The sequence below is a fragment of the Ekhidna sp. genome, assembly GCF_040223195.1.
Lineage (GTDB): Bacteria > Bacteroidota > Bacteroidia > Cytophagales > Cyclobacteriaceae > Ekhidna.
In genome coordinates this window covers 148443-162133 of sequence record NZ_JAVKDX010000010.1, presented here as the reverse complement: position 1 = coordinate 162133, position 13691 = coordinate 148443, and the positions used below count along the sequence as shown (strand labels likewise).

Annotated in this window: 5 protein-coding genes; all 5 read right to left on the bottom strand. The window is 42.2% G+C overall.

The genetic code is table 11. The features are described from left to right. Positions 1–152: 152 nt before the first annotated feature. Entirely contained in the window at positions 153–482 is a 330-nt protein-coding gene (locus RLN88_RS04795; RefSeq protein ID WP_350220246.1) for a discoidin domain-containing protein, read from the bottom strand. 202 nt (positions 483–684) lie between these two features. Next, the gene (locus RLN88_RS04790; protein WP_350220245.1) at positions 685–4218 is read right to left on the bottom strand and encodes an FG-GAP-like repeat-containing protein; all 3534 of its coding nucleotides are present in this window, start codon (positions 4216–4218) and stop codon (positions 685–687) included. Between the two features lie 28 nt (positions 4219–4246). Continuing rightward, the gene (locus tag RLN88_RS04785) at positions 4247–9088 is read right to left on the bottom strand and encodes an FG-GAP-like repeat-containing protein (RefSeq protein ID WP_350220244.1); all 4842 of its coding nucleotides are present in this window, start codon (positions 9086–9088) and stop codon (positions 4247–4249) included. Between the two features lie 29 nt (positions 9089–9117). After that, positions 9118–11301, bottom strand: coding sequence for a tetratricopeptide repeat protein (locus tag RLN88_RS04780; RefSeq protein ID WP_350220243.1), 2184 nt, complete (start codon positions 11299–11301; stop codon positions 9118–9120). Next, positions 11273–13687 carry an O-linked N-acetylglucosamine transferase family protein gene (locus tag RLN88_RS04775; protein WP_350220242.1) on the bottom strand — a complete coding sequence of 805 codons (2415 nt, stop codon included), beginning with the start codon at positions 13685–13687 and terminating at the stop codon, positions 11273–11275. Before RLN88_RS04775 ends, RLN88_RS04780 begins: the two co-directional genes overlap by 29 nt. Between the last annotated feature and the right edge of the window lie 4 nt (positions 13688–13691).

Sequence of the window (13691 nt, the reverse complement as noted above, 5' to 3'; positions counted from 1 at the left end):
GGCGAGTGCAATAACGCAAAAAGCGTTACCAGCTTAGTGAGTATCTTCATTAAGGGTTAGGTTATAAGTGGAATGATGCCTAGCTGAAAACATCAATCGGGTTCAAACCTAGTACCGCTTTATGATATTTACAAATTTCTTATTTTATTGAATTAAGAAATTTTCATTGTGAAAAAGAGAATACGACTGGCGATAAGGGATTTATTGTTGATTTCAGTCACAAGTGTGATCCAATTGTTCTCATCCCAATACTCCACATAAAAACCATTCGCAACAGAGAATGTATTTATAGTGATACTAGATACGGAGTAAATTCCCTGCAAATCCACCTCTATTGATTGAGGTGTCCCAACCTGAGAAACCCAGCGCGTATCGGCATCTCCATCTACGGCATTTGATGCCTGATGGCTACCGTGTGTGGAAGTAACAGTCACCGGCTTATTTAGCGCAAACGTTGGTTTGGGAGAAGGTAGTGGAAACAAAAAAATATGTGAAAAGCAATAGAAGTAGGGTCCGCAGGTAGTTCAAAGGTGAGTAACCAAAATGCTACAATAACAGATTTAAACTTAGCGAAAATAATATTTATCAACAACTGAAGTTAGTATCTACAAATAAAATAACAATAGGATAAAACAAAAAAGGGTGCTCATCTGAGCACCCTTTTTTGAATATGTCTGTTAGAAATTAATCTTGCTTGATCCAGCGCTGTTTGAGGGTCTTTCCTCCCACCTCAATCTCCACGATGTAGATTCCAGGTTCCTGATTGATCATCGATATGGATCGGGACCACTTACCGTTTCCTTTGGAATCAACTATTTCATGAATAGTCCTGCCTGAAAGGTCCGAAACCCGAATCTGCATATCTCCCTGAATATTGTTGTCAATTCTCAAGTTGATCACATTTTTACCCGGATTAGGATACAGTCTGATCAAATCCTCATCTCCTATTCCTGTCACTTCAGGCTCTACGTCATTGACGGTCAATGTAAAGGCTTGAGCAACAGAGGCTCCTTCATCATCAATAGCTTTTACATTGATCCTATATTCTGCTTGTGATTCGAAATCCGGAGATTCGAGTATCAGTAACCTATCTCCATCTATTACAAACTTGGAGTTGTCCACATCATTCTCTCCATCACCGGCCGTCATAAACAAAGTATGTGTATCGTTTAGATTCAAATCCTCTACACTTACTGTAGCTACCTGTGAGGCAATCTCCAGGTTCTCGTCAAACGAGGTTTCATCCAAAGAGATACCGGAAGGTGCTACGTTATCATTTTTGAATACCATCAACCCTGTTGGGAAATCTGCTTCAAAATTGTACTTACTACTAAATGCATATAAGAACTCAGAAGCATTGTTATTTACCACCACATCCAGATCATCATCACCATCTACATCGATAAGATCAAGGGTATATTTAGAATAAGAACTTGGAGCAAACGGCATAGCCGCTCCCCCAGTTTCAAAATCCTGAGCAAGTGTAAAATTACCATCACCATCATTCAGGTGAAGCTTCATCCTTAGGCTATGAGTAACATCCTCTGTTTCGAAAATAATATACTTACTGTAGTCAACGGAAACCAGATCCTGATCTCCATCTCCGTCCATGTCCGCTATGGCTAATGCAAAAGCGGCACCATACTCTCCATAGCTACCACCACTGCTGTAAGTGTTTTCTGTATTCAGAATTAACACCCCTGCACCAAAACCTCCAGAACCCCTCATGTATGAATAAATACCATCTTCTCTGGCTACAATCGCATCCAAATCACCATCTTCATCAAGATCACTTATTGCAATACTTAGGTTACCGCTGCTATCAGCTCCCGAAGAATAAAAGGCACCCACTGAAGCAATTGATGAATCAAAGAAATCATCTGCCCCATAAATAATTCCACTCTCTCCCGCATATGCAAGGAGCACCACATCTTCAAAACCATCTCCATCGATATCTCCTACTACTGCGTCCCTTACACCCGAAGTACCATTGTCTGGTAGAGATATGGAGCTGGCGGCTAAACCAAGGCCGGTGCCTTCAAAAGCATATGCATTACCGCTTCTCACAAGAACAGCATCGTCAATGCCATCTCCGTCAAAATCACCGGAAATCAATCGTTCATTATTGGAAAAGGAATTGTATGGGGCGGAAAGACTTGTATCGGAGGTGAATTCACCACCGATATTTTCAAGGATACGCATCTCCTCTCCACCGCAACACTCTCCACCTCTCACGATGGCTATCAAATCCACATCACCGTCTCCATCTACATCATTAAATTCAAATGCGGATGCGGTGTATCTACTAAGATCATAAATAGGCTGGGGAACGAACACCCCGTCAGACACCTGCTTATAAAGGATATTTGCGAAATAGCTATCGAGCGGGTCTATCTCAATCACCCCAGGGCCACCGCCGAAGTTGAGGTTGCTAACCACAAAATCATCATCTCCGTCATTATCAACATCTGCTACCGCAAATTTCGCAACTCCCTTATCGCCAAAAAGTTGTACGAAGGATTCATTCAGCGTTCCCTTTCCCGCCTCAGCCTGATTGACAATTGTAACAACCTGATCAACTGTTGTGGTTGATCCATCCAAAGTGATATCAAAGGAAATATTTAACGTGCTGCCAAGTGTTTCCCAGTCTAGCTGGCTTGCCGTGGTAAGCTCAAAGGTCGATGCGTTAAAGCTGAATAAGCCTGCATCGTCACCGCCAAGAGTGACTGTGATATCCTGACCAAAGGCCTCTATGAAGCCAACTTTGGTACCCGCAGGGCTATTTTCAGCTACTACTGCATTTCCTACAAATTTTGGAGATGGAGGCGCAAAATTATTGAGATAAATTCTGGAGGAGTATGTACCAGCAACAACAATATCATCTTGATCATCCCCATCAAAATCTCCCAGAACCATGTCGATTCCGTATGTGCTAAAATCACCGAAAGCACCATTGTTTCCATTATATTGATCTAGCAGGTAGTATGAAAACTGATTGTCCTCTACTCGAAGTAGTGCTGGGATCCTACTGTTTAAGGATACTAAAATATCCAAATCCCCATCCACATCCACATCTGATAATTCAAGATCTCGCAATGAATAATCATAGTCCATTTGAAAACTATCTTCCTGACTGGCAGTAAAATTGTTTTGACCTGAACTGGCACCCCTAAAAAGCCTTATTTCTGAATAGCCATCGTAACTATGTGAAGTAACAATATCTAAAGTTTCGTCACCATCTACATCAGCAACAGCGATTTCTTCAAAGTCAAAATACCGACCATTGACTAACTCTAACTCAATACCATATTTAGAATCAAAAACGGGATCTCCCTGAGAATCCAATGTATTTATGATTACCTTCAACTTGTCATAATCATACGGCCCATAAGGTCCATACCCACCACCTGGTGAATAAACATAAGCATAGTAATACTGGTAAAACTCAGAAACAATCAGGTCTTTATCCCCATCATCATCAATGTCAGCAATTACGATCTGATCGATATCATCAGAAGCGCCTGTGGGAATTGTAGTTGCACTAGAAAAACTACCACTTCCGCCATTTTTCACCACATATAGGCTAGTGCTATTGCCAGTTGTCCATACAACATCATTATCCCCGTCTGAATCAATATCAGCAACCACCATGTCGCTTATTGAGGTTGAAGCGAGATAGCTACTGGATGGGAAATTCCCATATCCATCATTAAGAGCTAGTCGAATTGTACTGCCATCGTAAAAAGCAATATCAGATATATCATCTCCATCAAAATCTCCTACCACAAAGTCACTGGTCATTCCAGTAAGCCCTGATTGATATGAGTTCGAAAATCCGGAAGAATAATTACCATCAAGGATGTATCCTCCTGAAGAGGTAGATAAGATAATCTCAAGATCTGAATCGGCATCCAGGTTGGCAGCCTCTCCCTGATTAGAATTCCCCGAAAAGGCATTAACTCCACTTTTCTTAAAAAACAAAGGATCTGTCTGGGCGGAAACTGCACTCGCTGCTAAAATCGAACCTGCGGCCAGGACTCCTTTTAAGCCAAATTTATCGAGCTTCAAACGATGCTTCTCCACATTGTAGATAAGGGCATCCTTTTTCCTTCTTGATAGTGTATCAAACCTTCCGGAGGAAATACTTTTCTCCAATCGGCTTTTCAATTTCAGGTATTTCTCCCTGGCTAGCTTAGCGGTAATTTGGTAGATATTCATTTTGTATAGTTTCTATTAAAATGCTCAATTATTCTTTAATCCATCTTTGCTTCATCGTGGCATCATTGACCTTGATCTCCACAATGTAGATCCCGGCTTCTGCATTGGCCATGTCCAGATTTGGGATAGACCATTTATTGGATCTTTTCTCATCCGACATAGCAAACACTGTTTTACCGGACAAATCAATTACCCTCAGTTCCAGCTTGCCTCGCTCCTGATTATCCAAAGAGATCGAAATGCGATCCTTGCCAGGGTTCGGGTAAACGATGAAGTTATGATTGGAATCTTCCAGGCCTAGCACCTCATTCACTGTGAGGGTGAAAGACTGGGTCACAGATGCCCCATCCTGATCAATCGCTTTGATGTTGATGTTAATAGTGGCCCCATCATTGAATTCAATGTTGCGGATCACTTTCAGCTTGTTGCCATCAACCACAAAATTGGAATTCCCGGTATCGTTTGTGCCATTTCCTGATGCCATGAATACAACATGTGTATCAGATATGTTCGGGTCTGTCACGGTCACTGTGGCCACTTCTGAGCCCAGGGCCAATCCTTCATCAATGGTGGTAGACGAGAGATCGATGGCTGTAGGTGCTGCATTTATGTTCTTGATTACATATAGAGCGTAAGTATCATAATCCTGATATACGATATCAAAATCATCATCACCATCTACGTCCATCAATTCAAGACTGCCATAAGGTGCGGCCATCAATGCAATTGACCCTTCAGTGAAATCACCATCTCCATCGTTCATCCAGTTGGAAACTATATCATAGGCCATGGAAGATGGCTCAGATATATAATAGAATTTGGAAAGGACCAAATCGATGGAACCGTCTCCATCCAAATCCCCGGCTTTCAATTCTCCGTGATATTCTCCTCCGGTAAGTGTAGAAGAAGCCAATGAAAAGTTGCCATCTCCATCATTTAGATGAATGTCCAAAGAAGAACTTCCATCTTCATCAGAAGTTATCATTGCAATATCGGGTGATCCGTCATCATCAAAATCACCTACTGCGATACCGCTCACACCATACTCCGTATCGGTGATTGCAGTAGCATACCCTGTTGAAACAAGCCCGGATGATGTACCGGAGAAGATGAGGTCATCTCCATTGCTCACTCCCAGGAATAGATCGTCAAAGCCATCCCCATCAAAGTCACCAACTGCAACCCCATCAATTGTCCCGGCAATGGCTCCTGATGAAAGTGAAATGGTGCTAATATTGAAAGGTCCTTCCTCTCCTCCAAAATCAGAATTTTTAGTTAAAATCTCCATTTCATAGCGACCTACCACAGCCACATCCTGCTGTCCGTCCCCGTCAAAGTCCCCGCTAACGATCCCTACCAGACTGGAGACGTATGACACTGTCCCATATTGACCTATGCCAAAATCGCCGTTTCCAAATAAATAAACATTATTCCTGTTTTCTTCTCCGCCGATGATATCCATATCTCCGTCATTGTCGAAATCAATGAATGCTGCTTCAGTAATCCTAAAGGAAGGGTTACCGCCAATTGGATTGTCTGCAAAGGTTCCCTGGCTTTGAATAAACACACTGTTTGCATATTTACTATCCAACACCACATCTTCACCCCCTGCTAGACGACCACCGCCCGAATTATCAGAGGTTGATTTTAGCAAATCCTGATCACCGTCCAGATCGATATCCGCAGCGAAGATTCCCCTTGGCTCCTGCAAGCCAAATAAAGGAAGCCCTTCACTGGCAAACGTTCCCTTTCCATTTTCAATCAGGTTTCGAACTTTCAATTCGCCAGCTTCTACCCGGGAGATTGTACCGTCAGATAGTGTGAATTCTACTTTCAGATCACTACCGGTTTTTTCCCAGTCAATCTCTCCTGCAACTGTAATTTTTCCTTGTGCATCTACTGAAAACAAATCATTGTCATTATCCCCATCATTGAATGCGATGGTGGCTTCATCACCAGGATTTGGATCTCCAAAATCCACTCTTCCAAGGTAGGTTCCTGCCGGGGTATTTTCATTTACGATTACCTCACCATCAAATCCGTAAAGGAATGGTGCGACATTTTGATTACTTGCCACAGTCAATGCATAGCTGTCTGTGCTTTCATTCCAATACCCAATTAAAATATCCAAATCGTCATCACCATCCAGATCTGCAGCTGCCATTGAGTAGAGATATCCCGTGGTGTCCACATTTATTCTTGGCCCAGGGGATAGGTTATTTTCTCCACCATTGACAAATAGCTGTGCTATGTAACCATGCTCATCACTATCAAAATTTAGGAGCACATCTACGTCCTCATCCCCATCAAAGTCACCCACCACATATGGGTTGTTATCGTCTACGTCACCATATAGGTAGATGTATTCATAACTATTGAACGATCCACCATCATTAGTATGAATACTTATATAACGCTCACCTACGGCCAATATATCATCATCTCCATCATTGTCTGTATCTGTAAAGGCAATGCCGTATTTATAATACAACTCTATTCCCCCTACGTAAGAAAATGTACCCCCGCTATTCCCGTCGAATAAATAAATGTAATCGCCATAGTCTGCTAAAACAGCCATATCCAAGATTCCATCACCGTCTCTATCACCAAGTGCGAATTGTTCACCTCCAGAAAATCCGGAGATTTCCAAATCGGCATCACGCGAAAACTCACCACCTTCATTCTTGAAAACCTGAACCATATATCTATCCTGGGAGAAGATGTCTATATCCCCATCCCCATCATAATCCACCAACTGTACACCATAGCTATAATTATCTGTATTCAGGTAAGCATCATAAGAGAATCCACCCTCGCCATCACCTAAGTATAGGTACAGGTAGCTATCTTCGGCGGTCACTATGTCCAAATTTCCGTCCCCATCTATATCCGCCACATCAAAGCGGTAGGCTTCACCGATGTAAGAGACACTGCTAAAGTCATTGTTCAAGAAGTCATCTACCAGGTAGAGATCACCGCCGGAATTGCTATCGATGTACAATAAATCCAGGTTTCCATCTCCATCTATGTCAATGATTTTCGAATGATAAATATCTTCTCCACCTTGACCCGAAAAAAGGTTTTCTCCCATCTCAAATGTTCCAAAGCCTACCTCTGGGGAGTTTTCCAAGTTTAGGGTCAAGGCTTTGTTGATAGGTGTAGAGCCGTCAGTAGCACTGACACGCACCCTGAATTTTTTCTGGGTTTCAAAATCAAGGGTTACCCCATCTGCAGCAATCAGTTGGTTTCCATTTACAATTTCAAATTTCGAATTGTCTGCATCGTTGGTGCCATTGCCTGCTACCAAAGAAAACGTCACAGAACCCGACACGTCGGTTCCACTGCTATTTACAGCGATTAACAGAGCGGCCGGTCTTCCGTTTTCCGCACTTAGCTCATTAAAGACCGCAGTGATTGCATTTATTGCTGCAGGGGAAGGATCGAAAACGTTCAGATATAACTGTGTTCCATCATAGCTTCCTTGTATCTCCGAGCCAACAATTAGATCATCTAACCCATCTCCATCAAAATCCCCAACACTAAAGTTGAAGTCTGAGGAAGAGAAGTATCCATAGTCTATTCCAAAATCCCCAAAGCCCTGACCATAGGACAGGTCGAATGCACTATTAATCTGTATCTCCTCTCCTACCTTATTGGTGCTAAGCAGGTATGGAGCTGAGTAATAGTTGGCATATAAAATGTCTTTGTCCCCATCACCATCAAAGTCTGTCAGTTGGAGGTCTGTAGAGCTGCCGGATGAAAACCTCATTTCATCGGTAGCAATAAAATATGGATTGTTAGTGCTGTGGTTTCCGGTCAGGATGTTTACGAATCCGTCATCATCGTATTCGCCCCCGATGATCCTCCTGGCTGTAACTAAATCTTCAAATCCATCCCCATCCAGGTCTTCAAGTATCAACTCCTGAACTTGTGAATATTTCTCACCAAATACTGTAAGTGTCTGGGCAACCGAGAATACAGGTGTGGCTCCTGCACCGGATCCATTGCCGGCTGTGTTATTGTGAACCTGAACAGTCTCAAAGTTTGGTCCATTTTCCCGCACCAAAACCAGGTCGGTATCCCCATCACCGTCCAAATCTGCGAAGGCAATATTTAAAATACTGTATGACGAACCAACGTTGGAAATCCCCTGACTTGCGCCAAAATTTCCACCACCGTCATTTAAGTTAAATCGTACATCATCATAGTAATAACCTCCTGAATCTACCCAGGCAATGTCATTATCTCCGTCTCCATCAATGTCTACAATTTCAAAATCCAGTAAACTTCCAGTGGCAGAAACGATGAAATCCGAGGCAGCACTAGAGAAATTTCCATAATCGTCATTTATTACCACGTAGAGTGAATTCCCATCTTTGAACAGAATATCTGGAATATCGTCACCATCCAGATCGCCAATTATAAATTCTTCGTTCATTGCGGAAATTCCCGCAATACACATAGAACCAGTTGTGAAGCCGCTCGATGCATCCCCCTCGAAAATCATCCCTCCGCTATAGGTGGACATTACTACTTCCAAGTCCGAATCGTTATCGATATCCACGACAACCGATTGGTTCGCTTTGATCGAAGCTACCTGAACACCCGCTTTTTCATATATACCAGCTTGCTGGGCAGAGGCGGCTGATACTGTAGCAAAGGAACCTGCAGCTGCCATGGCTCCTTTAACAGAAAAGCCAAGACCTTCCAGCCTTAGCTTATATTTTTCTACCCTGCTTATTAAAAGGTTTTTCTTTCTTCTATTCAGTTTGTGGAACTCACCTGAAGAAATATTTTTCTCTAAACGATTTCGAAATTTATAATATTTCTCTTTTGCTGCGTTTAGGGATTGAAGGTAAAAGTTATTCATGGTAGCAAGTTATTATTCGGTTGTTTTTTTCACATAAAAGATTTCAGTTCCAGGGCAGTACCTACATTAAAACTTTTAGGTGGTGACCCCTTTCTAAATTTTATCAGTGCTTTCAGATAAGCTTTCTCCAGATATCTAACCTGGAGCTCCGTATCAAAAAGAACCTGATTGTCAGCAGCTTGCAGTTTTAATCTTATCTCTTCTAAATCGGCGGTATTCACTGCAAGTTGTGAAGACAGTGTAATATAGTCAATCTTGGTACTACTTATCAAATTTCTCAGACCAGAATAATGAAGTAAACTGGAACATAATCTACTGTTATGATTATTTCCTTTTAGCGTAATAATTGGGACACCCATCCTTAATGCTTCAATGCCTGTAACATGGGCATTGTATTTGAAATTATCCAGGAATAGATCAGCATGTTTGAAACGCTCCCAATGCTGCTTTATGGGCAGGGGCTTTGCTATGATTATCCGCTGAGGGTCTACATTGTGCGTTTTGGCGGTCTTATGTAAAGAATCCTGAAAAGAATCATTGCCCCCATCATAAAGCCACAAGACTGAGTCTTCTGTTTTTTGAAGGATGTTCATCCATGTTTCAAAGGTTTCGGGATCAAGTTTTTTAGGATGGTTGAAGTTGGCAAATACAAATTTATCTATCGGAAGCCCATGCTCTTCTTTCGAGGTGTTTATTTCATCATCAAATGGAAAGGGACTATTGATCAACAACGAGCAAGGCAATGTGATGATTTTTTCCGTAAATGCTTTGCGCAATTCATCATCTATCATGTATTCATCAGTGAAGATGTAATCGACGAAGCTTGCGCCCGTTGTTTCATGGGATCCGATAAATACCATCTGAATAGGTGCGGGCTTCATGGCAAGAATATCAAATTTCATGGAGCTATTATATCCGGCCAATGCCACCAATATATCCACACCGGTCCTGTTTATCAGGTCGGCTATTTCTACGGAGGTCATCTTAGAAACGTCATGATAGAAATCCACCGAGTCCCTAATATCCTTATTGACAAAATCATCCGTGTGAACAAGCGAGAAGGCATGAACCTCAAATTTTTTGCTGTCGTGATGATCAAACAACGTGCGAACGAGTGTGCCCCCCGGATGAAGCCTCAGGTTTGGAGACAGATAGCCAATTTTCACTTTCTTACCTCCCCTAACTGAATGGTCATACTTTACATTAGGATATAACCTCTTGGTATTCCGTTCTAGCTTAGCGGCATACTTTTCCGCTACCCTCCGGTACTTCAAAGGATCTATTTTGAAATAGCTCAATGTATATGGAACAATGTCAAAGACGGGGTTTTCACTCGCTAAAAATTCATCAATGATCTCATTGAGATCGCTCAAATCCTTTCCATATTCAGACCAATCTGCAATACCCTGACGGGCAATAATCTGGTGTAACCGAATCCCACTTCGATAGGTAGAGTCTCCAAATTTGAGTCCCTTTTCATATACCTGAAGTGCCTTATGAAAATCCTTGAAATGAGAACTATAAATTTGTCCAAGGTTATAATAGGCTAAAGACAATGACGGGGACACATCGATAGCCTTCAGGTAAAATTCAACTGCTTTTTTCTTCTTTCCAGATTGCTCATACAGCCCCGCAAGATTGCTATAGGCATTCCCCTCCTTGGGATGGTATTTCAGTAGAGTTAAATAATACTTTTCGGCCTGTCCTCTTTCTTCCCTTTTGTAAAGAATATTGGCAAGGTTATTCAGGGCTGCTTTGTGATCCGGCTTCAGCGATATAGCCTTTTTATAATGTTGAATAGCCTCATCAACCTGCCCAAACTCAAACGCAGACCTGCCAAAGTGAAACCAATACTGTGGATTCTTGATTTGATCAGGGGGTAGATCAACTTGCTTAAATGTTTGATATGCAGATTTAAACTCACTAAGTCTGCTTTGAATAATGGCAAGGTTGAGGAGGAGGTCAGGAGCCTGACAATGGTTCATCCCCTCCTTTAGTACATTCTTTGCCTCTACCAATAGGCCCTGATGCACAAACACACGTACCTGTATAAGGTATGCTCCCCTCCGCTCCGGAAAAAGCTGAATAAGCTCCTTTGATCGCTCAACTACCTGATCATATTTCCCACCATCGACAAGTGCAGAAAGACGATTGATCTCTTGAATGTATTCTCCGGTATCCATTTTAGACTCTGAAGTCGTGAGGCTGCTCACCACTTTGGTGTATTTCCCACATCTTGAGGTAGGCTTTTTCCAAGTTACGGGTTGCTCCTGGAATATCAAACAATGGGGAGCTTGCTTTTGCAGATTGTAACCTCTCCCTAAAAACCCCAGTCTTCCCTCCTGAGCCAATTTCAATGGCTTTTTTCACATAGGCATCCAGATTATCAACCACAAGCTCAGGGAGACCAGCTGTTTGCACAAAGGAAGCACCCAGCCTGGCATTGACGGATTCACCAACAATTGTGAGCACAGGCACATTCATCCACAGAGCTTCCAGAACGGTGGTGTGACCATTGTAGATGGGTGTATCTAAAAATAAATCCATGAGCCCCATTCTACTGTAATGGTCTTTGTAGTGCTCTTTTCCGCAAAATTTAATTCGGTTACCCTCAATTCCTTTTTTTGCAAAATAGGCAATAAGATTGCTCTGCACGAGGGTTTGATCAGCATTATATAACCAGAGGTATGCCCCTGGAACATGAGATAGAATCTGAGCCCAGGCGTCCACCACCTGGCGACTCAGCTTTCTGGTATGATTTAAACACCCGAAAACAAAGGCATCTTCGGGTAGGTCATAGTCCTTACGGCTAACCACCTTTTCTCCAGGCTTCATCTCTGATCGCAGAAAATGTGAATCTGGAAGGTAGGCAATGGATTCACTAAAATACTTGCGGTGGCTTTCTGTGAGCACCATCTCATCTTTGAGAACGTAATCGAAGAAATCCCCCTGAAGGGACCCGTGCCAGTCCATGGTCAGTACCTGCACAGGGGCTGGTTTCAGGGCGGGAATCTCCATCTTCATCCCAAAATTGTACCCTGATAAGCTAACAAGTATATTGATGCCATCGTCATTGATTTTTTTGGCCGCATCTTCAATCTTCAGATCACTCAGGTCGGCAAAGTGATCCACCGTTTGCCTGATCTGCTGTGTCATGTCATCTTCTCTCATGGCCAGGTTGTAGGCATAGACTTCAAACTTTTCCCGATCATGATATTTAAACGTATCGATAATGAGGTGGGCAGAAGGGTGCATGACAAAAGATGGACAGATATATCCTACCTTTAGTTTACCCTCTGTTTCACTTTGATAAGTAAAATTCAACTCCTTCCTCAAGCCTGAAATACGCTCAATCAGATTTCCGGTATACTTTTTCAGCACTGCCGTTACCAGCTCATGACTAAAAGGGAAATACATGAGGTTATATGTTGGTATTTCCTCTTCCTTCTTTTCTCCTTTTACAAACCATTCCAACTGCTGAGCTACTGTCGCAAAAATCTCATCGTATTTATCTACCCTCCCAATTTTAGAATACAATAGCTGAAGTGTCATATTTGCCCGCAACGAATACTCCGGGTGCCTGTTTATTTCCAGCAAGCGCTCCTCCGCCAGCTCCAGCTTTTGAACAAAGTCAGCAACAATGCCGCACATGAAGATGGCTTCCCACGCGTATCGATTTTTCTCTGTGATCAATAGCAATATTTTTAAGGCCATGTCAAACCTTTGCTCCTGCATATAAATCTTTCCCAACTTCACATATGGTTCTTCACTTTTTGATCCGCTTTTTATCAGCTGATTAAGAATGCCAACCCCTTTATCCTTCTCTCCTTCACGATATAAGTTGTATGCCAGTGTACTTATATATTTAGGATTATTTGAATCTAAGCGAATTGATTTTTCAAGGAGCTCGATTGCTTTCTTATTGTTATGACGGGATGACTCTATTACACCTAAGTTGTAATAGGCCAGGTGGTTGTTAGGGTCAATTTCAAGGGTCCTTTTATAGAATTCTTCGGCACGGTTCTCATCACCCATTTTCTGAAGGAGTCCGGCCTTATTGCAATAAGCCATCGCAAATTGGGAATCCATTTCAATTAACTTCTCATAGACCTCCAGTGACTTTTTGTAATCAAAAAGCTGCTGATAGAGATTTGCCAGATTGTTGAGACCTTGTTTATGCCTGGGATCCAATTGCAACAGGTGCTGATACATAGATACAGCCTCCTGATATTTGCCGGTTTCTTTTAGAGCCCTGGCCGTATGAAATACTACTTTGGGGTTCCCTTTATTCTCTGAAACAAGGGCCTTTAATCCTTCAAGCGCTTCATCCAAATTCCCCATTTTAATAAGCGCCCTGTTTTTCTGAAGCCTCAACTCTATGGACTTTGGATTTATTTCCAGGCCTTTGTCGAAAAATTTTATTGCTAAATCAAATTTTCGCTCCTGATAATATGACTGGCCGATCATGTAAAAACTCTCCCAGTGCTTTGGGACAATTTTTAAGATTTCGTTATAAAGCTTCCGAGCTTCATTGAACTTACCGGAAGCATGAAGATCAACTGCGGTTTGGTAATAGGAATTAATGCTTACCCTTGACATCAAT

Coding starts and splice junctions, on each gene's coding strand:
- RLN88_RS04790 (WP_350220245.1), bottom strand. CDS start 4,218: ATGAATATCTACCAAATTACCGCTAAGCTAGCCAGGGAGAAATACCTG.
- RLN88_RS04785 (WP_350220244.1), bottom strand. CDS start 9,088: ATGAATAACTTTTACCTTCAATCCCTAAACGCAGCAAAAGAGAAATAT.
- RLN88_RS04775 (WP_350220242.1), bottom strand. CDS start 13,687: ATGTCAAGGGTAAGCATTAATTCCTATTACCAAACCGCAGTTGATCTT.